This window comes from Tsukamurella sp. 8F, assembly GCF_029167375.1.
GTDB lineage: Bacteria > Actinomycetota > Actinomycetes > Mycobacteriales > Mycobacteriaceae > Tsukamurella.
Window position 1 is genome coordinate 24,453 of the sequence record NZ_JARFTP010000032.1, and the last position, 23,986, is coordinate 48,438.

The 23,986-nt window shown below is 70.1% G+C and carries 14 protein-coding genes; 7 read left to right on the forward strand and 7 right to left on the reverse strand.

The window, feature by feature from the left end:
- Window positions 1-269: 269 nt before the first annotated feature.
- The 4 genes from cofG to P0W64_RS18890 all read left to right on the forward strand — a co-directional run bounded on the left by cofG (window position 270) and on the right by P0W64_RS18890 (window position 5,763).
- Complete coding sequence (gene cofG, locus P0W64_RS18875; protein WP_275481709.1) at window positions 270-2,585, forward strand: 7,8-didemethyl-8-hydroxy-5-deazariboflavin synthase CofG; 2,316 nt, start codon at window positions 270-272, stop codon at window positions 2,583-2,585.
- Window positions 2,582-4,003, forward strand: a complete 1,422-nt coding sequence (locus tag P0W64_RS18880; protein WP_275481710.1) for an NAD(P)/FAD-dependent oxidoreductase — start codon at window positions 2,582-2,584, stop codon at window positions 4,001-4,003. The genes cofG and P0W64_RS18880 overlap by 4 nt, the downstream gene beginning before the upstream one ends.
- Window positions 4,004-4,013: 10 nt before the next feature.
- Window positions 4,014-5,009 (forward strand): LLM class flavin-dependent oxidoreductase, encoded by a 996-nt coding sequence (locus P0W64_RS18885; protein ID WP_275481711.1) that lies wholly within the window; start codon window positions 4,014-4,016, stop codon window positions 5,007-5,009.
- A 73-nt stretch (window positions 5,010-5,082) separates the two neighbouring features.
- Complete coding sequence (locus P0W64_RS18890) at window positions 5,083-5,763, forward strand: TIGR00266 family protein (protein WP_275481712.1); 681 nt, start codon at window positions 5,083-5,085, stop codon at window positions 5,761-5,763.
- A 17-nt stretch (window positions 5,764-5,780) separates the two neighbouring features.
- On the opposite strand, the gene P0W64_RS18895 is transcribed toward P0W64_RS18890, so the two are convergent.
- Complete coding sequence (locus P0W64_RS18895; protein WP_275481713.1) at window positions 5,781-6,131, reverse strand: metalloregulator ArsR/SmtB family transcription factor; 351 nt, start codon at window positions 6,129-6,131, stop codon at window positions 5,781-5,783.
- Window positions 6,132-6,190: 59 nt separating this feature from the next.
- Here P0W64_RS18895 and P0W64_RS18900 point away from each other — a divergent pair, with 59 nt between their 5' ends.
- The gene (locus P0W64_RS18900; RefSeq protein WP_275481714.1) at window positions 6,191-8,101 is read left to right on the forward strand and encodes a heavy metal translocating P-type ATPase; all 1,911 of its coding nucleotides are present in this window, start codon (window positions 6,191-6,193) and stop codon (window positions 8,099-8,101) included.
- On the opposite strand, the gene P0W64_RS18905 is transcribed toward P0W64_RS18900, so the two are convergent.
- Window positions 8,053-8,610 (reverse strand): isochorismatase family cysteine hydrolase, encoded by a 558-nt coding sequence (locus P0W64_RS18905; RefSeq protein WP_275481715.1) that lies wholly within the window; start codon window positions 8,608-8,610, stop codon window positions 8,053-8,055. The two genes, P0W64_RS18900 and P0W64_RS18905, sit on opposite strands and share 49 nt — an antisense overlap.
- A gap of 46 nt (window positions 8,611-8,656) precedes the next feature.
- Between P0W64_RS18905 and P0W64_RS18910 the strand changes: the two genes are divergently transcribed.
- Complete coding sequence (locus P0W64_RS18910; RefSeq protein WP_275481716.1) at window positions 8,657-9,094, forward strand: MarR family transcriptional regulator; 438 nt, start codon at window positions 8,657-8,659, stop codon at window positions 9,092-9,094.
- A 15-nt stretch (window positions 9,095-9,109) separates the two neighbouring features.
- Here the strand turns inward: P0W64_RS18910 and P0W64_RS18915 are convergent, their stop codons facing one another.
- Window positions 9,110-10,147 (reverse strand): LLM class F420-dependent oxidoreductase, encoded by a 1,038-nt coding sequence (locus P0W64_RS18915; protein ID WP_275481717.1) that lies wholly within the window; start codon window positions 10,145-10,147, stop codon window positions 9,110-9,112.
- A 99-nt stretch (window positions 10,148-10,246) separates the two neighbouring features.
- A complete protein-coding gene (locus P0W64_RS18920) occupies window positions 10,247-12,025 on the reverse strand; it encodes a bifunctional diguanylate cyclase/phosphodiesterase (RefSeq protein WP_275481718.1) in 1,779 nt (592 codons plus the stop codon).
- Between the two features lie 147 nt (window positions 12,026-12,172).
- On the opposite strand from P0W64_RS18920, the gene P0W64_RS18925 reads away from it, so the two are divergent.
- The gene (locus P0W64_RS18925) at window positions 12,173-13,681 is read left to right on the forward strand and encodes a carboxylesterase family protein (protein ID WP_275481724.1); all 1,509 of its coding nucleotides are present in this window, start codon (window positions 12,173-12,175) and stop codon (window positions 13,679-13,681) included.
- A gap of 73 nt (window positions 13,682-13,754) precedes the next feature.
- Here the strand turns inward: P0W64_RS18925 and P0W64_RS18930 are convergent, their stop codons facing one another.
- From P0W64_RS18930 to P0W64_RS18940, 3 genes are all read right to left on the reverse strand, one after another.
- Window positions 13,755-17,189, reverse strand: a complete 3,435-nt coding sequence (locus P0W64_RS18930) for an arabinosyltransferase domain-containing protein (RefSeq protein ID WP_275481719.1) — start codon at window positions 17,187-17,189, stop codon at window positions 13,755-13,757.
- Between the two features lie 7 nt (window positions 17,190-17,196).
- A complete protein-coding gene (locus tag P0W64_RS18935) occupies window positions 17,197-20,478 on the reverse strand; it encodes an arabinosyltransferase domain-containing protein (protein ID WP_275481720.1) in 3,282 nt (1,093 codons plus the stop codon).
- A gap of 229 nt (window positions 20,479-20,707) precedes the next feature.
- Window positions 20,708-23,986: arabinosyltransferase domain-containing protein (locus P0W64_RS18940; protein WP_343232884.1), on the reverse strand; the 3,279-nt coding region annotated here is incomplete at its 5' end.

Consider the following 23,986-nt stretch of genomic DNA (forward strand, 5'->3'; position numbering starts at 1 on the left):
CCGGGTACCCCATAATCTGAAAGAGAGGGGCCTTGCTCCCCGTCGATGCGGCGTCGGCGTGACGTGCCCACGTGAAACATCGAATTCCGCATTGCGACGTGTCTGCGTCCGCGCGGTAGACTGGCCGCCAGTGTTCCGCCTCGGCCCGGTTCTGGGCCGCCGGGACGCGTTCAGCCGGGATTGGCGGGCGCGGGACCGGTACGTCAGCCCTCGGGCCCCTGCACACCCGTGGACCAGCGAGCCGCCCCAGCGGCAGTACCGGGAGAACCATGGCCGTCGACCTCGACCTCACGCCCAGCCCCAGTAGGTCGGACGCGCCGTCCGCACGTCCCGTGGGCCTCGACGGCGCGCTCGACAGGTTGGGCGGCGGTGCACCGTCGAGGGCGGACGCCGAGTTGCTGCTGTACGCGCGTGGCAACGATCTGGACCGCCTCCTCGCAGCCGCCGGCGTGGTCCGCGACCGGGGTCTCGCCGACGCCGGGCGGCCCGACGTCATCACGTACTCCCGCAAGGTGTTCATCCCGCTGACCCACCTCTGCCGCGATCGCTGTCACTACTGCGTGTTCGTGCAGACGCCGGGCAAGCTCGCGCGCGGGGGCAAGAGCATGTACATGACGGAGGACGAGGTCCTCGAGGTCGCGCGCGCGGGCGCGAAGCTGGGCTGTAAGGAGGCGCTGCTGACGCTAGGAGATCGGCCTGAGGACCGGTGGCCCGAGGCGCGGGCCTGGCTGGACGACCACGGCTACGCGTCGACTCTGGACTACGTCGCCGCCGTCGGCAGGCGCATCCTCGATGAGACCGGGCTGCTACCGCATCTCAACCCGGGCGTCATGAGCTGGGCGGAGCTGCAGCGGCTGCGTCCGGTCGGGCCGTCGATGGGCATGATGCTCGAGACGACGTCCACCCGGATCTGGGAGACCAGGGGCGAGGCGCACTTCGGCTCGCCCGACAAGGATCCGGCGGTACGGCTGCGGGTTCTCGAAGACGCCGGCCGGTCGAGGATCCCGTTCACGACCGGGGTGTTGCTGGGAATCGGTGAGACGTATGCCGATCGCGTGGATGCGGTTCTGGCCCTGCGTGATTCGCACGAAAGGCACGGCCACATCCAGGAGGTCATCGTCCAGAACTTCCGCGCCAAGCCGTCGACGGCGATGCGCGGCGTCGTGGACCTGGAGACGCAGGAGTACGCCGCCGCGGTCGCGGTGACCCGGCTGCTGCTGGGCCCGGGTATGCGGGTGCAGGCGCCACCGAACCTCACCGACGAGGCCGAGCTCTCCCTTCTCGTCCGCGCAGGCATCGACGACTGGGGCGGCGTCAGCCCGCTGACTCCGGACCACGTCAACCCCGAGCGTCCGTGGCCGCAGATCGAGGAGCTGGCGAGGCTCACGGCCGCAGGCGGATACACGTTGCGGGAGCGGCTCACGGCGCATCCGCACTACATCCGCGCGGCCCGTGGCGCCGCCGAACGTCGCGAGGGCGCCGGGAGCGCGGCGAGCGGGCAGGGTACGGCCGACTGGTTCGACGATCGGCTCGCCCCGCACCTGCTGCGGCAGGCCGACGACTACGGACTCGCACGCCGCGACGCGTACCTCGAATCGGTCCTGCGGCGCGCTGCCGACGACCCGGCAGGACTTACCGACGCCGAGTACACCGCGCTCCTGCACGCCGACGGCGACGATTTGGAAACCCTTGCCGCGCTCGCTGATCGGGTGCGTCGGGCCGGCGTCGGAGACACCGTGACCTACGCCGTGAACCGCAACCTCGATCCCGCGCTGCCGCTGGACCGCGTCGCCGAACTGGTGGCAGAGGCCGTCGACCTGGGCGCCACCGAGGTGTGCGCGCAGGGTCCGTCGCCGGACTACCTCGCGTTCGCGCGCGCGGTGAAGGGGGCAGGGGCCGTGCACCTGCACGCATTCCGCCCCGCGGAGGTGCTCGACGGTGCCGCTCGAGCGGGCATGTCGCTGCCGCAATGGCTTGCGGCGTTGCAGGACGCGGGCGTGGACACCGTGCCGGGGACGGCCGCACGGATCCTCGACGACGACGTGCGCGCACGACTCACCGCCGGGCAGGATATCCCTGCCGACGAGTGGGAGCGGGCGATACGTGCCGCGCACGCCGCGGGTCTGCGCTCGACGGCGACAATGGTCTACGGCCACATCGAGTCCGCCGCACAGCAGGTCGCGCACCTGCGTCGTATCGCCCGGATCGCCGGGGAGACCCGCGGTTTCACCGAGTTCATCGCGATGCCGTGGCTGCCGACCGAGTCCCCGGTCGAGGTACTCGGATCCCGCGGCGGACCCTCGCTGCGCGAGTCGCGGGCCGTGCACGCGGTCGCCCGCTTGATGCTTGCGGGAAGTATCGACCATATCCAGGCCGCGTGGACCAAGCTGGGACTGCGCGGTGCGCAGCTCGTGCTGGCGGGCGGCGCCGACGATATGGGCGGAGTCCTACTGGACGGCACGATCGACCCGCATGCCGGTCCGGAACAGGGGCGCCAGCTCACCGTCTCCGACATCGCCGTGCTCGCAGGGGATCTCGGACGGCCCGTACGGCAGCGGACCACGGTCTACGGCGAGGTGTCATGACCCGGGACGTGGCCATCGTCGGCGCCGGCATCGCCGGCATCGGTATGGGCATCCGGCTGGCGCGTGCAGGCCGGGACGACTTCGTACTGCTCGAGCGCGCGGGCGACGTAGGCGGGACCTGGCGCGACAACGTGTATCCCGGCGTGGCATGCGATATCCCGAGCCATCTGTACGAGTACTCCTTCCGGCCCAAGGACGATTGGTCGCACCGCTTCGCCACGGGCTCCGAGCTCCACGGCTATCTCCGGGACGCGGCCGATGCCGAGGGGCTGGGGCCGCATCTGCGGCTGGAAACGCCGCTCGACTCGGCGGAGTGGGACGGCGACGCGTGGACGCTGCACACACCGTCGGGGGCGGTGCGCTCGCGAGTCCTGGTGATGGCGGCGGGACGGCTGAGCGAGCCCCGTACACCCTCGGTGCCGGGGCTAGGGTCGTTCCCCGGCAACGTCTTCCACTCCGCTCGCTGGGCCGCGGGGCCTCTCGAGGGGCTGCGGGTGGGGATCGTCGGGACCGGCGCGAGTGCCGTGCAGATCGTGCCTGAGGTGGCACGCGACGCGGCTTCCGTCGTGGTCTTCCAGCGTACGCCCGCGTGGGTGCTGCCGCGTGGCGATCGCGCCTACGCGCCGGACGAGACCCGGCCTACGCGTAGCGAACTCGCGGCCGAAGCCGAGGGGCTGTTCGCCGCACGGCTGGCCGGATCGGATGCCGCACGTGCCCTCGAGGATGTCGCGCGCGGGCACCTGCAGCGTCAGGTCGCCGATCCGGTCCTGCGTGCCGCCCTGACGCCCGACTACGACATCGGCTGCAAGCGTGCGGTGTTCAGCGACGACTACTATTCCACCCTGGCCCGGCCTCATGTGGCCCTCGAGCCGAGCGCCCTCGCCGCCGTGGACGGATCGGCGGCTGTTGCCGCGTCGGGTGCCCGGTACGAGTTGGACGTTCTGGTCCTCGCCACCGGCTTCGAGACGACGCGTCCCCCGTTCGCCGACCTCGTCAGCGCACGGGGCGTCACTCTCGCCGAGCACTGGGCGGACGGCATGACGAGCCATGCCTCCACCGTCGTGTCGGGTTTCCCGAACCTGTTCGTATTGGACGGGCCGAACTCGGCGCTCGGGCATCATTCGGCATTCGAGGTGATCGAGGCGCAGCTCGACTACGTTCTGGGAGCGCTCGAGCACCTGGACGCCGCGGGCGGAGTACTAGAGGTCACGGCCGAGGCCGAGGCCCGATACACGGAGCTCGTCGACGGGCTCGCCGCGCGTACGGTGTGGACCCAGGGCGGTTGCGCCAGTTGGTATCTCGACGATTCGTCCGGTCGCCTCACCCTCGTGTGGCCGGAGCGTGCCGAGTTGTTCCGGCGGTTGAACGGCACCTTCGACCCGGAGCCGTTCGCGGCGCGCGAGAGCCAGCCCGCGTAGCGTTCCCACCATGGTGGAGATCGGCTTCGTTGCGTCGCTCGAACAGTACTCGCCGCGGGAGGCGGTCGAGCTCGCCGCGGTCGCGGCCGGCCACGGGTTCGACGGTGTGGTGCTCGCGGATCGCTTCCAGCCGTGGCTCCCGGCACACGGGAACGCGTCGCATGTGTGGACCGTCGCCGGCGCGGTCGGGGAGCGCACCGACGCGTGGATCGCCGTGTCGGCCGTTCCGGGCTACCGGGCGCACCCTGCTTCGGTAGCCCAGGCCACGGTGACGGCCGAGTCGCTCCGGCCGGGGCGGCACCGGCTGCTGCTCTCGGGCGGGGACGCGATCGACGAGCACGTCGTCGGCAGCTACTGGCCCGAGGCGCCAGAGCGCGCCGAGCGGCTGTTCGACGCGCACGATGTGATCCGGAAGCTGCTCGGCACCGCGCGGAGGGGCTCCGACGCGCGGCATTCCGGGCCCCACTACCGGCTCGAGTCCAGCCGCCTGTGGACAGGTCGCGATGTGCCGCCCGTTCTGGTGTGGGCAGGCGGACCGGTCACGGCGCGCCGCGCCGGCCGCACGGCGGACGGGATCGTCGTGGGAGATGCCGACGTGGACCGGCTCTCGCGATTGCTCGGTGCCGCGCGGGACGGCAGGCGGGAGTCCGGGCGTGAGAGTCGAATGCGCACCGCGGTGCATGTCCAGTTGGCCTGGGCGCCCACCGATGCCGAGGCCGCCGAGCAGGCCCTGCGCGAATGGCCGATGGCGGGGCTGCGCTTCCCGCGAGGCGATATCCGCTCGCCGTTCGACGTCGAGCACCTGGTGCGGGCGGTGTCGGCCGATGATCTCGCCGCCCGGATGACGGTGTCTGCCGATCCGTCTGTGCACCTCGCCCGGCTCCGCCAACTGGTGGGCCTGGGTTTCGACACCGTGCACATCCACAACGTGACCCGCGATCAGCGCGGCTGGCTGGAGGTCTTCGGCCGCGAGATCGCCCCCGAGCTGTCACGAACCAGGTCGTGAGGACGCCTATCTCGCTATATACCGGTATACGCGTCCTCAGGACTCGTTTCGTGACACGCCTTACGCTGGTCGCATGCAGGTGCAATTGCGACACAACCCGTCCTTCTCGCTCGCCCGCTGTTTCCTCCAGCCCAATGAGCCGATGACCGTGGAATCCGGTGCGATGGTTGCGCATTCGGCCGGTATCCAGATCCAGTCCCAGGCGCAGGGCGGCATTATGCAGGGGCTGCGGCGCAGCATCCTGTCGGGCGAGTCGTTCTTCGTCTCGACGTTCACTGCGCCGCCGCAGGGCGGCTGGGTCGACGTGGCCGGCACCCTGCCCGGCGATATCGCGAGCCTCCAGATCACTCCCGACCGGCCCTTCTACATCACCCGCGGCGGGTGGCTCGCGAGCTCGCACGGCGCGCAGGTGAGCACCCAGTTCGGTGGCGCCCGTTCGTTCTTCGGCGGCGAGGGTGCGTTCGGCCTGCAGGCGGCGGGCCAGGGCGAGGTGCTGGTCTCCTGCTACGGCGCGATCGACGTGCTCGACCTGCAGCCGGGGGAGGGCGTCGTGATCGACACGGGGCACGTCGTGGCATACGACCTGAACATGCGTTTCGAGCTGCGCCGCGCGGTGCAGGGCAAATGGCTCCAGTCGATGAAGTCGGGGGAGGGACTGGTCTTCGAGTTCACCGGACCCGGCCGGATCCTCCTCCAGACCCGGAACCCGCGCGCCCTCGAGGGCTGGATCCGGTCGGTGGCGCCGTCGTCGTAGACCGGCACGGTGGACCGCTAGCGATCGGCGAGGCCGAGCCGCAGGTGCTCGCTGTGGTAGACCGCCTCGTCTAGCAACTGCGCGACGTGGTTGTCGTAGAGGCTGTACACGATCGACCGGCCGGACCGCGTGCCGACGACGAGGCCCAGGTTCCGTAGTAGCCGCAACTGATGCGACACCGCGGACGGCTCCATGCCCACGGCGGCGGCGATGTCGTTGACCGGCAGTTCGCCGTGCCGCAACTCCGACAGGATGAGCAGCCTGCTGGGCGTCGCGAGGGCCTGCAGGGTGGTGGCGACGCGCTCTGCCGCACCGGCGTCGAGGCGGACCGCCGGTCGCTCGTCGCCCGCGGCGGTTCCGTGACCCACGGGACGATGGTACCTATCGCGAGGCGAATATATCTGAAGAGCTGTGCAGACGTGCTGGTATGGTAGCGGGCGTGACCGCCCGCCGTACCCGCCCCTGGCAGCTGCCCGAGACGCGCTGGGCAACCGCGGCTCTCGCGCTGTTCGTGCTGGGCCTCGCGGCGCAGGTCGGCGGGGCGCCGCAGTGGTCGTGCTGGATGCTGTACGCCTCCTGTTACGCGGCCGGTGGCTGGGAGCCGGGGCTCGCCGGGCTGCGCGCCCTGCGGCAACGGACACTCGACGTGGATCTCCTCATGGTGGTGGCGGCGATCGGTGCAGCGGCCATCGGGCAGGTGATGGACGGTGCCCTGCTCATCGTCATCTTCGCCACGTCCGGGGCACTGGAGGCGGTAGCGAAGGCCCGCACCGAGGACTCGGTCCGCGGGTTGCTCGACCTCGCGCCGGACACGGCCACAATCGTCGAGGGGCCGCGTGAGAAGCGTGTGGATGCGGCCGGATTGACGATCGGCGACGTCCTCATCGTTCGCCCCGGTGAGCGGATCGCCGGGGACGGAACGGTCGTCGGAGGCGCTAGCGAGATCGACCAGTCGACCATCACGGGCGAGGCACTCCCGGTCGACGTCGCAGTAGGCGACCGCGTGTATGCCGGAACACTCAACGGGACCGGGACGCTCCGCGTGCTCGTCGAGCGGGAGGCGGGGGACACCGTCGTCGCGCGGATCGCCGTGACGGTCGAGGAGGCGTCTGCGACGAAGGCACGTACGCAGCTGTTCATCGAGAAGGTCGAGCAGCGGTATTCGGTGGGCATGGTGGTCGCCACGCTGCTGGTGTTCGCGGTGCCGTTCACGTTCGGCGAAGGGGTGCGGCAGGCGCTTCTGCGAGCGATGACGTTCATGATCGTCGCGTCGCCGTGCGCCGTCGTGCTCGCCACCATGCCGCCGTTGCTCGCGGCGATCGCGAACGCGAGCCGTCACGGCGTGTTGGTCAAGTCGGCCATCGCGATGGAACGCCTCGCATCGGTCAGCGCGGTGGCCTTCGACAAGACCGGGACGCTCACTCGCGGCGAACCGCGCGTCGCCGAGGTCGTCACGCTCGCAGAAGGGCTCGACGTCGCGCTGCTGGCCGCCGCCGTCGAGGGACCCAGCGAGCATCCGCTCGCGAGGGCCATCCGCGCGCTGGCACCCGATGCACCGCCTGTCACTGACTTTCGCGCCCTACCCGGCCGCGGTGTGACGGGGACCGTCGAGGGCCGGACGGTCACCGTCGAGTCGGCGGGCGATCGTCGGGAGGCAGCGGGACCGCGCGGGCGAGGGGAGACGGTGGTCCTGGTCACCGTCGACGGTGCGCCCGCGGGTTTGATCGCGCTCGCCGATCGCGTGCGCGCGGACGCGCGCGCCGCCGTCGCGCGGGTCGCCACGGTGACCGGCGCTCCACCCGTCCTACTCACCGGCGACGGCGAGGCCCCTGCGCACGCCGTGGCCGCTCGGGTCGGCATCACGGACGTACGTGCCGGGCTGTTGCCCGACGGCAAGGTCGCGGCGCTACGCGGCGGGCACACCGCGATGGTAGGAGACGGCGTCAACGACGCACCGGCTCTCGCAGCGGCAGGCGTGGGCATCGCGATGGGCGGCGTAGGTTCCGACCTGGCGCTGCACGCAGCAGACGTCGTGGTCGTCGGAGACGATCTGCGCGGCGTTCCTGCAGTGCTGGACCTGGCCCGACGAGCTCGCCGCGCCGTTGTCGCCAACCTGATGATCGCCGCGACGTGCATCGGCGCGCTCGTGGTGTGGGACCTCGTCGGGCACCTCCCGTTACCGCTCGGCGTGGCGGGGCACGAGGGCTCGACGGTGCTAGTCGGACTGGGCGGCCTGCGCCTGCTGTACGCACCGGCGTTCGACCGGACGGGCACGGGGCCCGCGCACGTTCAGGCGACTGCGGACGACCATTCGTCGACCGACGTCACGGTGGCCTGACGGGGGAAGACCTTCTCCGTGAGCACGCTGTGCACGTCGGCGTCGCCGTCCGCGCAGGCGTCGGCGAGCACGGTCAGCTTGTAGTCGAGGTCCGCGGCCTGGCGCAGGGTCGAGAGCACGACGCCGCTGGTGCTGATGCCTGCCAACACCAGCGAGTCGGCACCGAGTCCGCGCAGCAGGACCTCGAGGTCGCTTCCGCTGAAAGCGCTGACACGGCGCTTCACCACTACGGGCTCGTCGGGGCGTGGGGCCAGATCCGCATGGATCTGGGTGGCCGGGTGATCGACGGTCATCGCCTCGCCGCCGTTCGCGGCGAGGCCGCCGAACCCGAGGTTCGACTCCGCGACCTCCGGAAAGCCGGGGCGGAACGCCACCCGGACGAAGACGACGGGGATGGAGGCCGCCCGCGCGGCCTCGACCGCGCGGTCGGCGGCGGCGAGCACGTCCGGTGAGCCGAGGCGCTCGACGATGCCGTTCTGGAAGTCCATGACAAGCAGTGCTGTGGTCATAGCCCCAATATAGTCAGCAGAGCCTGATCAGTCTAGACTGGCAAATATGGCGAAACGACCCATTGCACAGCAGACGGGCATGGAGCTCCGGGTAGCGATGAAGCGCGTCATCCGCCGCCTTCGCGAGGTCAGCACCGAGGGTGAGCTCAGCGCCGCGCAGGCGTCCGTCCTAGCTCGTATCGGTAAGGGCGAGGCCGCCAATGCCGCGCGCCTCGCCGAGGTCGAGGGCGTCCGCCCGCAGTCCATGGCGACGACGATCGCATCGCTCGAGGATTTGGGTCTGATCGAGCGTATGTCCGACCCCGACGACGGCCGCAGGCGCATCGTGGCGCTCACCGATGCCGGACGCGATGCCGAGGCCGGCAACCGTGTGGCGCGGCACGGCTGGCTCTCGGAGGTCATCGAGGAGCGGTGTACCGACGACGAATGCCGCACGTTGCGCGACGCCGCCGCCCTGCTCGAGCGCCTCGCCAGCAGGCCGTGACGCGCCGGGCCGCGCTCACACCAGTGTGCGCAGCTTCTCCACCTGGGCCACGCGGCCTGCACGGTCCTCGGCCAGTGGCACGACGTTGAGCACGGTCACCCCGGCCTCGGCGAAGGCGGCGATCCGCTCGCGCACGTAGGACTCCGGGCCGATGAGCGAGATCGAGCGCGCGAGCTCGGTCGGAACGGCCTGCGCCGCACCCTGCTTGTCGCCCGCGAGGTACAGCTCCTGGATGCGGTCGGCCTCGGCGCCGTAGCCGTACTGGGTGGCGAGCGTGTGGTAGAAGTTCTTGCCCTTGGCGCCCATACCGCCGATGTACAGCGCGAGGTTCGGCTTGACGAGCTCGAGCAGATGCTCGACGTTCTCGCCGATCGCCAGGACGGGCCCGGCGTAGACGTCCAGGTCCGGAAGCGACGGGTCGCGCTTCGCCAATCCGGCATCGAGGGACTCACCCCAGACGTCGCGGGCCTTCTCCGGCAGGAAGAATATCGGCTGCCAACCCTCGGCGATCTCGGCAGCAAGTGCGACGTTCTTGGGCCCCAGCGCCGCCAGCAGGACCGGGATACGTTCGCGCACAGGGTGGTTGATCAGCTTGAGCGACTTGCCCAGGCCCGTTCCCTGATCGGCGGGCAGGGGCATCGTGTAGTACTTGCCCTGGTGCTCGAGGCGTTCGCGCTTCCACACCTTGCGGCAGATCTCGATGATCTCGCGCGTGCGGCCGATCGGCGCGTCGTAGCGCACGCCGTGGAAGCCCTCTATCACCTGCGGTCCCGACGCACCGAGCCCCAGCACGAATCGGCCGTCGGACACGTAGTCCAGGCCCGCCGCGGTCATCGCGGTCAGGGTGGGCGTCCGGGTATAGATCTGCAGGATTCCCGAGGCCAGCTGCACCCTCTCGGTGCGGCCGGCGAGGTAGCCCAGTGCGCTCACCGCGTCGAAGGAGTACGCCTCCGGAACGAAGACGATGTCGAGCCCCGCCTTCTCGAGGTCGGCGACCTCGGCCGCGACCTCCTTGAATCCGCCCGCGTAGTTGATGCCCAGCCCGATGCGCATTGCGCCTCACCTCTCGTCGAACCGCCGTTGGTCTTCGATCAGGGTCTCACGCGGCCGACGCGCCCGGCCCGTCAGGCCCGGCCCGTGCGGCCCGGTCGTTCATGCCTGGCCGGCCCCCCGGCCGAACCATTCGAAGGCACGGTCCCAGGGCTGCGGAATGCCGTGGAACCAACCCTGCGAATACGTGCAGCCCGTCTTCCGTATTCGACGGTGCAGGTCCAGATCCTCGACGCCCTCGGCGACCGTGTCGATGCCCAGGTCGTCTGCCATCGACTGGATGGACGACAGCATGATCCGCCGACGCCGTTCCTGCAGGCTGTCCCCGCCGCGCAGCGCGGTCACGAACGACTTGTCGATCTTCACGATGCTGATAGGGAAGCTGCTGAGGTTGGACAGCGCCGAGTAGCCGACACCGAAGTCGTCGAGGCTGATCCGAATCCCCCGCTGGGCGAGGTCGGTCAGTGTCTCGCCCGCGTTCTCCACGTCGGCGATGAGGGCCGTCTCCGTCAGTTCCAGCCACAGTGCCGACGGTGGCAGCTGGTGCCGCTCGAGCGCGGAGGTCACGCAGTCGATCAGGCCGGGGTCGCGCAGCTGCCGCGCGGAGACGTTCACGGACATGGTCACGTCGGCTCCGCCGGCGGCACCACGCAGCCGGGCGAGGTCACCGAGCGCCGTGTCGATCACCCAGTGGCCGATGTCCACGATCATCGCGGAGTTCTCGGCGATGTCCATGAAGAAGGCGGGCCGCCGCAGGGTGCCCTGGTACCGCCAGCGTACGAGTCCCTCGAAGGCGACGACGCGGCCCGTGGTCGTGTCGACGATGGGTTGGTAGTGCAGCACGAGACTGTCGTCGGTCGCGGCGTGACGCAGGGCGGCCGCGACCTCGAGGCGTTCGCGGAGTTGCCTCCGGTTGCGGTCGTGGTCGACATCGGAGCGCACATCGTCGCGGGCCGCGCGCCGGCCACCTGCCGACTTGGCCTCGGCCAGAGCGTGATTGGCGTGGTGCATCAGGTCGGAGTCGCTCAGGGCGACCCCCGGCCATGCGGTCGCGATGCCGACGGAGGCGTCCACCGTCACGGATCCGGCCGAGAGCTCGAAGGGTTCGGTCAGCGCCTCGAGGAGCCGCGCAGCCAGCTCATCGGTCTCGACGGTGCCGTTGTGCACGGCGATCGTGAACTCGTCGCCGCCGTATCGGGAGATCACGGCCGCGCCGCCGGCCTCCCCGACGAGCAGCTCGCCGACGGCGTTGAGCAGTTGGTCGGCGACCACATGCCCGTACGAGTCGTTGATGCGGTGGAACCCGTCGAGGTCGAGCACCAGGACGCTCAGCGCTCGGTGCCCACGATCGAGGTACATGCTGCGCAGCAGTTCGTCGAACGCCGCGCGGTTGAGCAACCCGGTGAGCGGATCGTGCGTGGCCCGATGCTCGACGGTCCGCTGTAGCGCCTCGATCGCGCGCTCACGGTGCGAGATCGCGGCGGCGAGCGTGGTCTCCTGCGCGGCGAGGGCCAGCTCGCTGAGTGCGTCGGAGTATCCAGCCAGCACGTCGGCGCATACCGACGTCCAGGCCGCACCCTCCGCACCATCGGGCGTGGCCGCGGCGAACGCCGCGAACGTCTCCGCGACCAGCGGAGGGAGGCGGTCGAGGGGCGATTGCGTAAGCAGTCCACCCAGGTCATACCGCTCGGCGGCCGTGGCGGCTCCGTCGGGTTGTGCAGCGAGCCGGGCGATCTCGCTGAGGACGCGACTCATCCTGCGTGCGGCCGAATCGACCTCGTCCCCGAGCGCGTGGCGCGCATCGACGGACAGCGCCCAGTGCTGAGCGACCTCAGCGCGCCCCATCGGCGTACCGTCAGTCGCCGCGCGGATGGCAGCCACCGGGCCCCCTTTCGGCTTTCGTTGGTACGAAGATACTGGTAAGGACCGGCCGATGCGAACCCGTCTCCTCGAGATGGTCTGTTGCAACCCCTTGCAACGGGCACTGCGGCGGCGTGTCGGGCGGGTGCCCGCCATTGACACCTCGTGATGCGGCGCGTTGACTCGGACATCGTGCAGACGATCGTGCAGACCGCTTCCGGCGCGCTGTCGGGCGTGATTGAGGGTGGGGTCGCCCGCTTCCTCGGTATCCCCTATGCCGAGTCGCCCGCGCGGAGCGGCTGGCTGAGCCCGCCCGTGCCTGCGCCGCCTTGGGAGGGCGTGCGACCGGCGCTCGAGCACGGAGCGACGGTTCCGAAGAATCCCTACCCCATACCCTCACGGGAGCTGCTGGCCGAACCCGACGCCCCAGGCGACGACTGCCTAGTCCTGAACGTGTGGACGCCCGGGACAGACGGGGCCGCACCGGTTTTCGTCTGGATCCACGGCGGTGCCTTCCGTAACGGCTCGGGCTCGGTGCCGCAGTACGACGGCAGCGCATTCGCCCGCGACGGCGTCGTGTGCGTGACCATGAATTATCGGCTGGGACTGTTCGGCTTCCTCGATACGGGAGACGGCGAGACGAATGTGGGCCTGCGCGATCAGATCTGCGCGCTGCGCTGGGTCCGCGAGAACATCGCGGCGTTCGGCGGCGACCCCGAGCGGGTCACGATCGGCGGCGAGTCCGCGGGCGGTATGAGCGTCACGTCGCTGCTGGCGTCGCCGCTGGCCGAGGGGATGTTCCGCGGCGTCATCGCGCAGAGCGGGGCGGGCCAGTTCGCGCTGTCGGAGCGCACCGCCAGGGCCGTGAGCTCCTGGCTTGCAGACGAACTCGGCGTCGACGGTACGCGGGAGGCGTTCGCCGCGCTCCCGGTAGCCGAGCTTCTGGCTGCGCAGGAGAAGCTCGGCCTCGCTGTGCAGACCGATCCCGATCCCGAGAAGTGGGGCGAGATCGTCGCCGATACGATGCCGTTCGAGCCGCGCCTCGGTGACGACGTGGTCCCGCGCACGCCCATTGAATCGGTGCGGGCGGGTGCTGGCTCGGGTGTGCGAGTCCTGGTGGGGCACAACGCCGACGAGATGCTGTTCTTCCTGGCGATTCCAGGCATCGTCGCCGGCGTCGATGCGGCCGGCTTCGAAGCTGCGGCGGCCATGATCGCGAGGTACGGCTTCGTCGACCCGCTCGCTGCGGTGCAGGCTTATCGGGACGACCGGCACCCGACGGCCGGCCTCGCCGCCGCCGCCCTGATCGGCGACTGGTTCTTCGGTATCCCCGCGGTCCGCCTGGCGGAGGCGGCGCCCGATACGTCGTATGTCTACCGCTTCGACTGGGCGTCCCCGGTGCGCGGCGGCATCCTCGGCTCCTGCCACGCTCTGGAGATCGGGTTCGCCTTCGATACCCTCGGGACGGAGGGCCTCGAAGCCCTCGCGGGACCGAACCCACCGCAGTCGGTCGCGGACGAGATGCACGCGGCCTGGGTGCGTTTCATCGTCGACGGCGACCCGGGGTGGGCGCCGTATACCCCCGATGCCCGCACCGTGCGCGTCTTCGACCTCGAGTCACGCACCGAGACCGACCCGCACCCCGAGCGACGCGCCCTGTGGGACGGTCTCCGCTAGCCCTCCCTAGTAGATGACCGCCTCCCACCTGAAATAACAGGCGGGAGGCGGTTCCTTACTAAGGAGTGGTGGATCAGTAGGGTGCGGAACGCATCTTGCCGGGGGTGTACCAACCGCTCCGCGTCGCCTCCCCGTGCTGGAACTGCGCCGGCTCGGTCTTCATCCACGGCGTCAGCTTGGTGATGGTGCCCCAGTCGATGTACCAGTTGCCGCGCAGGTAACTCGGTACCACCTGCTCCTGCATGGTCGCGTCGGTGAAGCCCAGTGGCCCGCCGGTCTTCCAGCCCTGCCATGTGTTCGACGTCTGGCGGGTGGCGTTGAAATCCGGGGATATCCGGTACTCCGGTGTCTCGAAGACGCCGCCGAGGGCCCGCATCTGGTGCTGGCACGGGAACGCGAAAGCGACCATGAAGTCGGCCAGCACCACCGTGTCCCGGCCGAAGACCTCCTGCGCGGTGCGCATCGACGTCATGCGTGGCGGGGTGAGAGCCACGAAGTTGGGAGACGGTGTCTTGTCATCGATCACGACGCGAACAGTGTTGGTGCCCTTCGGTAGCGATGCCGTCGGGAACCTCAGATTGCGCCACCACGGGGCGTCCCACGCGTCGATCGGCTTCAGGGAACCGAGCGGCGTGACGTGTCCATCGGGGGCGGCGCGGCCGGCCTGGAGTGAGAGTGTCCGGCCCGGCTTCTGGGCCTTGTTCAGGCCGGTCGCAGCGACGGAGCCCGCGACCGAGAGCGTGACCAGCGGCGTGCGGTCGGTGCGCGCCGGAAGCGAATACCAGCCCGTCGTGAGGTTCGCCGGCCCGACGGCGCCGTTCGAGCCGAGCACCGGCGTGGTCTTCGGATTCAGCCCGAAGGGCAGCGGTACGTTCGAGCCGTTGACGGTGATCGGGGCGCCGAACGGGGCGTTCGCCGCGGCCCCGGTGGCCTTGTCTGCGGCACTGCCCGCCTCGTCCGATGATCCGGTCGACGAGTCGTCCGAGGACGAGCCGGACGTGCCGCTGCCACCGGAGCCGCTCGTTCCGTTGGAGCCGCTGTTCACACCGTTGGGATCGGTGCCCGCGGCGCCGCTGGATGCGCCGCCCTGCGACGTCGCGTCGGTGCCGCCGCCGCCCGCGGTGACGGTGTCCACCAGGTCGGTGTTGGTGTTGTCGGTGTTGTGGCCCGGGTTCGACTTGACCGGATGTACCGACGCCGGAACGCCGTTGGGGGTGAAACCCGTGTTCTCGCCGGCCAGCGTGGCCGCAGCGGTCGGCACGCGGCCGCCCGGCAACGCGAGCGGCGCGAGCTGACCCGCGTCGGGATCGGTCTCCATCAGCACGTCGTCGGCCATGCCGCACGTCTTACCCTGCAGCGCCCGGGCGTTCGAGGCCGCCCACGAGAAACTGCCGCGCTGGTTCACGGCACCCTTGGCGACGGTCACGACGTCGAAGGCCACCACCAGCAGCGTGAGGAGCGCGAGCACCGGGATCACGCGGCCACGGTGCACCGGCTCCGGGGCGTAGTCCCGGCGGAAGTGCAGGTACAGGCCGTACAGCGCCACCAGGATCGAGATCCCGAACAGCACCCAGTAGACCTGGATCCCGAACAGCTGCACCGGCCTGTCGCCCCACGAGACGCCGTAGATGCCGGCCCAGTAGTAGCCGTTGATGCCCGCGAAGGACACCGCCATAACGAACAGCACCGCTGCGGTGAAGAGCACGCGATTGCGCTTGGAGCGCATGAGCGGCCACGCCGTCATGGTGCCCGCGAGCGCGGCGATGCCGCCCGCGTAGCCCGCGTACAGGCCTAGGTGGTGCGTCCACTTGGTCGGTGTGAATGCGAGCATGATGATCGTCGCGAAGAACACGGCCATCAGTCGCCACACCGGGCCGGCGGAGATCCCCGTCGGGCGTCGCCGCCGCAGCATCACGGTGAGCACCGTGAGCAGGCACAGGAAGGCGACCAGGACGCCGATCCGGCGGTTCACGGAGCCGTCGACGGTGTCGATCATGAGGTAGTAGTAGCGGACGCCCTCCTCGTACCACTCGAGGGTCGGGCCGGTGACGGTCTTCACCGACAATGCCTCGCGAGTGGCCCCGAGCGTGAGCGTGTAGAAGGCGTAGAACAGATACGACGCGCCCGCGGCGAGCAGCGGCGCGACGAGTGCGACGAGGCCGTCGCGCTTCCGGCGCTTCACGATCCGGGTGATGATCTGCCGCGAGGCCGCGAGGATCGCGGCCACGGCGATGAGGCCACCGGGCGCCGCGCCGAGCGTGAGCGCCGCGCACGGCAGCGCGATCGCCACCGGCAGTAGGCGCCCCGTCGCGATCGAGCGTTCGATCGACACCCAGGTCAGAAGCGAGAACAGCACGACAGCGGGCTCGGGCCGCAGGCCGTTGTTCAGCGGCAGCCAGATGAGCAGGAATCCCGCTGCGCCAGCCCACAGCCCGGCCTGTGAACGCACCACCGCGCGCCCGAGTCGCGGGATCATCTCGCGCGAGATCACCAGCCACGACAGCAGCCCCATGACCAGACCGGGCAGCCGGAGCGCGGGCGCCGCACTCGTGAAATGCATGATGGCGGTGAAGATGTAGTCGTTCCAGCCGAACGGATTCTCCGGTACGCCGAAGCTGCGGAAGTAGTTGATCATGTAGCCGGTGTGTCCGGCCTGGCCACCCATGGTGAACTGGTAGCCGTCGTCGGAGGTGTTGGGTCCGATCCACCACCACAGCAACAGGATTCCGATGACCGTGAGGTCGACGGGTCGCGGCTTCAGCCATCCGCGCGGCATGGTCCGCACCGCGCCGCGGCCGTCGCGCAGGTCGAGGAAGCCGAGCGCTACCACCGACAGGATCGTCGACAGTAGTCCCACGATGATCGCCAGCCGCTTGATCAGGGTCGGCGACGTGTTGAACCGGGTGTCCACCTTCGCCGTCAGACTCATACCCGCGGTGGACGTTCCGGCCGGGAGCTCCGTATAGACGCCGGTGATCTGCGGCCGCATGTTGGGATCGTTCACGGTCTTCGAGGTGTTCGGCCCGCTCATCCCGGTGAACGACGCGACCGTGTTGGTCGGGTTGGCGTCGACGGTGATCGCGCAGCCGGGCGTCAAGAGGAGGTCGGAGCGCTTCGCGGAGATGAGCGGGACGTCGCGGTCGCTGACCGTGACATCGTCGGCGGTCGCCCGCACGAACATGCCCTGCAGCGTGGGGCGCTCCCCCTGGGGTGGCAGCGTCGACAGGATCAGCCCGCCGCGCTGCGGAACGTCCTTCACAACGCTGCACGGCACCGAGAAGTGCAGGTCGACCGGCACGTATGAGACCAGTGGCGCCGCCACGCTGGCGACTCGGCCGCCCTGCGGCCAGTTCAGCGTCGTCGTGCGCTCGTGCACCGGAAGCAGCGGCGTCAGGCAGGCGAGGAGGAAACCCAGCACGCCGAACACGGCGGCGACGATGCGCCAACGTCCGTAGCGCAGAACGCCCCGGGCCGACCCGGCGGCAGCAATGTCAGTCGCGGAAGCCATGTCAGTCCTAGTGTCCGGTGTAGACGGTCTGGTCGGTGATCGCCCGGATCGGGCCGGGGCGCCACCACCCGGAGCGAGTCGCGGTGCCCACCCTCAGGTGCGCGGCCGGCGCGGGCGAGGCCTCGCGATATCGCTGCAGGTCGCCCCAGTCGCGCTGCAGGTCGCCCATCATGTAGGTCGGCAACGTCGTCGTCTTCAGGAGTGTGTCCGGCAGCATCAGGGGGCCGCCCGCCTCCGTCGCCTGCCACGTCCGGGACGAGGCGATCGCGTCCTTGCGGGTCGGCAGGATGCGCCACTTGGGCACCTCCCACACCCCGCCCGCGATGCCCGCGGGGCGCTGGCACGGGAACTGCTGCCCCACAAGGAGGTCCAGCAGCACCGGATCGTCGCTGCCCACGACCTGCTGCAACGTCTGCATACGCGGCACACGCGGGGGCGTCACGGCGACCCACTGCTGCGCACCGAGGTTCGAGTCGATGACATGCAGGCGGACCACGTTGGCGTCGGACGGGATCGCCGTCATCGGCACGCGCAGATTGCGCCACGGCATATTGGGGCCCGGGTCGATCGGCGCGGTCTTGCCCTGCTTCGTCACGGCGCCGGTGGCGTCGCGGTGCGCCCACTCGAGGAAGACCTGCTGGCCGTACGTGGAGTTGCCGGTCGCGTCCACCGATGCGATCGAGCCGGCCGCGGAGAACGACACCAGAGGCGCGTCGGCGGAGCGCTGAGGCAGCGTGTACCAGTCGGAGAAGAGCTCCGCGGGCGCGTTGTTCTCGCCGTAGCTCCCTACGACGGGCGTCCGCGCGGGATCCAGGCCGTAGGGGAGCGCGGCGGTGGAGCCGTTGATGGTGCGCGGCCCGGTGCCGCCGCCCGTGCCCGCGGTCGTCGCGGCGGACGCGAACGGGATCATGACGGGGGACGCGACGTTGATCTGTCCGGGTGCCGCTCCCGAGGGCTGCGGCTTGAGACTGGACGAGACACCGTCTGGCGTGAAGCCGTGCGTGCCCTCTCCCGTAAGGGCCTGGGCGGCCGGGTGGCCGTCGGCGGGCTGGAGCAGGTCGTCGCTGGGGTCGGTCTCGACCAGGACCTTCGATGCCATGCCGCAGCGGTCGCCGCGGAGCGCCGCCAGGTTGGAGTCCATGACGGAGAAGGTGTTGTGGTTCGAGACCCCGGCCTTCACGAAGATGAGACCCTCGCCCACCACCAGGAGGCCGAGGACCACCGTCAGGGGCAGGGATGCGAGTTGCAGGCGTCGCCGGCCCCGGCGCGCGAGCTTCTGGTCTGCCGAACTGCGTCCCGCGAGGTCTGCGTCCGCTGCGTCGACGACCGCCTCGTCGGCCAGGCCCCCGTGGCCGCGCTGGCGGAAGTCGATCCGGAAGTGCTGCCACGCCGCGACGGCGCCGGCCAGGCCCGCCAGCACCAGCAGCACGTTGGAGAACGTGATCGCATGGAGCTGCGGCCGCCGGTCGAACCAGGGCACCCCCCACGCGTACGGCCAGATCCAGTTGTTGTAGCCGGCGAACGCGGCTGCGAGCGCGAACAGGATGCCGCACAGGAAGAATGTGAAGTTACGGATCGAATGCCGCGCGGCCTCGACCACGCCCACCGTCGCCACAGCCGCGAGCGCGGCCGCGAAGCCTGCGTACCCGCCGAACTGGATGGTCCACTTGGTGGGGGTGAGGCTCATCAGCGCGGCGCCGATGAACACCGCGCCGATCATCCGCCACACGGGCCCCGGGTCGATGCGCGGGATGCGCTTGGCGCGCAGCATCACGAACGTCGCCACGAACAGGCAGACCACCAGCAGGTACACCGGCACCCGGCGCACCAGCGAGCCGTCGGTAGTGGTCACGGTGAGGAAGTAGTACCGCAGGTACTCCTGAGTCCATGCCGACGCGGGCCCGACCTCGACCCGGATGCGGATCGCTTCCGCGACCGAGGCGAGCGACTGGTCGCGGAAGGCGATCGGCACCCACACCGCGGCCGCGGCGAGCACGGGAAGTAGCAGGGCCGCGACCCCGGCCTCGCGCCGCCGCGTGATCAGCACCTTCAGGACCGGCGCTGCCGACGCGACGAGAAGGGCCGCCGCGATGATCCCGTGCGGGGCGAGCGCGAACGTCATGCCCGCCGCGAGGGTGGCGATCATGGCCGGCAGGGCGCGGTGCGTCGCGATGGTGCGCTCGATCGCCGCCCAGGTGACGACGGTGCCGAGCACGATCATCGGCTCGGATCGCAGGCCCGAGTTCATGGGGAACCAGAACGCCAGGAGCATCACGCCCGCGGCCCAGATGGCGAGCGGGAAGCGCCGCACGCCCGACCCGAGCCGCGGCAGGATCACGCGCGAGAGCAGCAGCCACGTCACGATCCCCGCGACGACCGAGGGGATGCGCGTCCAGACGCCTACCGACGAGATGGAGGACCAGTGACCCAGCAGGCTGTAGTACCAGTCGAAGGGCGCCTCGGGGGCGCCGAAGAACCGGTAGTAGTCGGGCAGGTAGCCGGCCTTGTCGGCAACCTTGCCCATGGTCAGGATGTAGCCGTCATCGGATGTGCCGCCGCCGAGCAGGTCCCACAGGATCAGGCCGCCGATCACGGCTGCGTCGACCGGCCGTGGTCGCACCAGGGAACGCCACCCGAACAGTCCGACGCGGCGGTGGTAGCCGAAGCCGTGGTCCAGTAGGAAGAGCGCCACCGCCGAGGCGAGGACGGCCAGCAGTCCGATGACGATGGCTGCCAGCTTGAGCGGGGACGGGGAGAGATCGAAGCGGGTGTCGACGGTGGCGTTCAGCTTCAGTCCAGCGCCCGCGGAACGCACCTGATCGGGGGTGAGATTGGTGTACACACCCGCGACGACGGGGCGGTCCTCGGTCTTCGACGTGCCGTCGATGCCGAGGCCGTCGAAGCTCGCGCCCACGTCCTTCATGGTCGACCACAGTCGCAACGTGGTGCAGCCGTTCAGCTTGTTCACCGGTGCCGCTGCGACGACGGTGTTGCGGAACGTCACCGTCGCCGTCTTGTTCGCGACTACGACCTTCATACCCAGGCCGCTGCCCGCGTCGGCGTTCCCCGAGACGGTGGAGAGCACCGTGCCGCCCTCGCGCAGGTCCGCGATCGCGCGGCACGGCACCGTTGCGTGCAGCTCCTGCGGGGACTGCGAGACGAGCGGCGCCGTGAGGTTCGCGGTGTCGGTGGCCCCAGAGAGCTGCGGCCAGTTCAGCTGCGCGGTGTGCTGCTGAACCGGCAGGAGCGGTGTGATGACGCAGAGGACCAGTCCCACCAGCCCCGCCACAACGGCCACCGCTCTAGCGATCGGTCTGCCCGGCCGGCGGGCGCCGGATCGGGGGTTCCCCCCGTCACCGATCGAGCCCCCATCCCTGTTTGAGCCCCCATCCCCGTTCGAGCTCTGAGCAGACGTCACTGACACGGGTGCCCATCGTAGGCGCTCGGCCTGAGCCGCCTGTGTTCCGGCTCGGCTCAGCGACCCCTTCATCAGGGGGTTCTCAGTTTCGCGGCGGTTCTCAGTCCTGCCGGATCGGGGCTTCTCGGTCTACGCCCCACACCTGTTCGGTGCCCGTCGTGATGTCCGCGGGCCGCGTTGTGGAGTCGTACGGGACGAGGCGTTCCAGCTCGCCGAAGTCCTGTCCGAGGTCGCCGCGGAGGTACGCCGGCACCTTGGTCTCGTCCATCAAGAGCTCGACCCAGCCGACCGGCCCACCGCCGACGTTGCCCTCCCAGTCGGTGGTGACGGGCGAGAGGTTCTGATCGGGCATGATCCGCCACTTGGGCACCTCGGCGACACCGTCGCGATGGTCGAACGGCCGCTGGCACGGGTACGCCAGGCCGGAGGTCCAGTCGATCAGCACCGGATCCTTCGATCCCACGAGCTGCTGCAGCGTCTCCAGCTTCGACATGCGCGGCGGCGTGATCGCCAACCAGTGATTGATCGCGAGGTCGTCGTCGACCGCGACGATCCGCACGGCGGTCGCGTTCTTCGGGAGGTCCCCGCGGGACAGCCGCAGGTTCCGCCACGCGGGATCCGGACCGATGTCGATGAACGACTTCTTGCCGGCCACGGTGGCCCCGCCGTCGGTCGAGTACTCGAGGTAGAGCTCGTCGCCGGTGAACTTGCCCGCCGCGGACAACGTGATCAGATCCTGGTCCTTTTGCGCGGCCGGGAGCCGGTACCACGCCGTATCGATCCGGGCACGGGTCTGGATGTCGGGCGAGTAGGAGCCGAGGATCGGCGTCACCGCAGGGTCCAGGCCGTACGGCAGCTTGATGTGCGAACCGTTGACGCCAGCCGTCGCGGTGCGTCCCGACGTCGTCTCCTGAGGCAGTGACGCCATGGCGTCGAGGCTGGTCTGCGAGTCGCTCGCGGTGGATGTGGCGGTGATGTCCGTGGGTACGCCGTCCGGGGTCACCCCCACGGTTCCCGGTCCGGCCAGCGAGTCCTTCTGCGCCCCCGCGATGGGAGTGAGCAGGCCGCCGCTCGGATCCGGCTCGGTCATCACGAAGTCGGCGAAGTTGCATCCCTTGCCCGCGGCGGCACGGAAGTTCGCTTTGCCGACCGAGTACGAAGAGTGCATCGTCACCGTCGCCGTGACCGCGAGCGTGGCGACGCTGAGCACCACGACGAGGCCGGAGGCCCACGTGATCGGGGATTGGCTGGCGGCGAACCGGCCGATGCGCTGTAGCCGGCCGTCCGCCTTCTCGCCGACCGCATGGGGTTCGAGGTGCGGTCCGGGGCTGTCCTCGTGGAAGTGCAACCAGCCGGCGTAGAGCACCGCCAGGCCGGCCAGGACGAAGAACACCCCGCCCAGGCCGAGCACCGTGGACGTGCCCCAGGGGACGCCGTAGTTGGCGACGTACCACCAGCCGTTCGGCCCGGAGAAGCTGAGGCCGAGGACGAACAGGACCACCGCCGTCGCAAGCGCGCGGTTGCGCGGAGTGCGCATCGCGTGCCGGGACAGGGCGACGGCGGTCAGCGCCGCGAGTGCACCGGCCAGGCCCGCGAACGCGCCGAACTGGTGCGTCCACTTGGTGGGTGTGAACATGAGCAGCAGCAGGCCCCCGAAGGTCACCGCGATCAACCGACGGCCCGGGCCGAGGCTCGCGCCGGGGACGTGGGAGCGGCGCAGTACGACGGCGCCGGCGATGGCCAGGCACGCGAGGGTCGCGAGCACTGCGAAGCGGCGAGCGATGCCGCCGTCGGCGGTGAAGGTGAACAGTGCCGAGTAGCGGTCGATCTCGTTGAACCAGTGCTTGGTCGGTACGACCGTGCCGATGTTCTGCTGCATCGCCGACTTCGCCAGGAACGCGGCGAGTGTGAGTTTGGAGAAGATGATCGGGACGAGCAGCACACCGGCCGCGAGGACCGGGGCGACGTATGCGAGGAGCGTGAGGCGGAAGCCCTCGTCCGATGCTCGGGCGCGGGCGATGATCCTTCGGCCGACCGGGCGTACTCCGGCCAGGAGCGCTGCGACGGTCATGATGCCCGTGGGACCGGCGGCCAGAGTCCACCCCGCGAATATGCAGGCGACGGCGAACGGGAGGACGCGGCCCGTCGCGATGGCGCGCTCTACCGAGCACCAGGTGAGGAGGGCGCCGAGGGCGATGACCGGCTCGGGGCGGAGGCCGTTGTTGAAGGCCATCCAGTAGACGAGGAAGACTCCTGCCGCGGCCCAGAGTGCGTACCTGCTGCGTGCAGCGCGGCCCAGGCGCGGGACCACTTCCCGGCTGATGATCAGCCATGTCGCGATGCCGCACGCGAGGGCGGGCAGGCGCACCCAGGGACTTGCCGTGCTGATCTTCGCGAGCAGACCGAAGGCCTCGTAGTACCAGCCGAACGGCGTCTCGGGCGCCCCGTACCAGCGGTAGTAGTTGGCGGTGTAGCCGGCGTGGCCGGCGGTGCGGGCCATCGTGAGTATGTAGCCGTCGTCGGACGTGTTCGCGCCGATCATGTGCCACGCGGCCAGCGTCACCAGGACGGTGGTGTCGAGCTTCGTCGGGCGGAACCAGTGCCGGGGGAAGATCCGTCGGTGGCGTCGGCCGTCGGTCGCCTGATCCAGGCGGTGCAGGGTCGCGAGGGACATCGCGATCAGAGCTACGGCCAGGACGATCGTGATCCATCGGAGCAGGGTCGGCGTGGTGGTGTAGCGGGTGTCTATACGTGCATGGAAGTCGATCGCGGTGTCGGACGTGACCGGGCCCGTGAGGTCGGAGAAGACGCCGACGACCTGTGGGCGGTAGTCGAATCCGTTCTCCTTCTCACCCTTGTAGGTGCCGCCGCGCGGATCCTTGATACCGGTGATCTCGCCGTACACGCGGTCGGACGAGCCGGTGAACGTGATGCGGTCGCATCCCGCCTGCCGGACCTGCGCCACCGTGGCCGTGACCAGCGGGGTGTTGCGGACTATCACCTCGAGGGTGCGCTTGTCGGGTGGGGCGTCCGGTGTGCCCGAGACCTGGATCAGCAGCGCGCGGCCGAGGGTGTCGTCGGACTCCGGTGGGCCGGTCGAGACCAGCACGCCCACACCGTGCGGCAGGTGATCGACCGCCGCGCACGGCACCGACGCCTCGATCCGGTCGGGCACGAACGAGACCAGCGGCGCCGTCACCGACTGGAGCGTGCCGCGCTGCGGCCAGTTCAGCGCCGCCGTGGTCTGGTGTACCGGCATCACGGGGGTGAGGAGCGCGAACAGGAGCCCGAGCAGTCCGGTGACCGCGGCCGTGATCGCCGTGACCCGGACGCCGCGTGCCGCGCTTGCTGATGGGCTGGTCGGCTGCACGAGAGGCGA

Bases quoted from the DNA above. Each gene is read 5' to 3' on its own strand.
- P0W64_RS18885 (WP_275481711.1), top strand. From the start codon at position 4,014: ATGGTGGAGATCGGCTTCGTTGCGTCGCTCGAACAGTACTCGCCGCGG.
- cofG (WP_275481709.1), top strand. From the start codon at position 270: ATGGCCGTCGACCTCGACCTCACGCCCAGCCCCAGTAGGTCGGACGCG.
- P0W64_RS18880 (WP_275481710.1), top strand. From the start codon at position 2,582: ATGACCCGGGACGTGGCCATCGTCGGCGCCGGCATCGCCGGCATCGGT.
- P0W64_RS18900 (WP_275481714.1), top strand. From the start codon at position 6,191: ATGGTAGCGGGCGTGACCGCCCGCCGTACCCGCCCCTGGCAGCTGCCC.
- P0W64_RS18910 (WP_275481716.1), top strand. From the start codon at position 8,657: ATGGCGAAACGACCCATTGCACAGCAGACGGGCATGGAGCTCCGGGTA.
- P0W64_RS18915 (WP_275481717.1), bottom strand. From the start codon at position 10,147: ATGCGCATCGGGCTGGGCATCAACTACGCGGGCGGATTCAAGGAGGTC.
- P0W64_RS18905 (WP_275481715.1), bottom strand. From the start codon at position 8,610: ATGACCACAGCACTGCTTGTCATGGACTTCCAGAACGGCATCGTCGAG.
- P0W64_RS18890 (WP_275481712.1), top strand. From the start codon at position 5,083: ATGCAGGTGCAATTGCGACACAACCCGTCCTTCTCGCTCGCCCGCTGT.
- P0W64_RS18925 (WP_275481724.1), top strand. From the start codon at position 12,173: ATGCGGCGCGTTGACTCGGACATCGTGCAGACGATCGTGCAGACCGCT.
- P0W64_RS18930 (WP_275481719.1), bottom strand. From the start codon at position 17,189: ATGGCTTCCGCGACTGACATTGCTGCCGCCGGGTCGGCCCGGGGCGTT.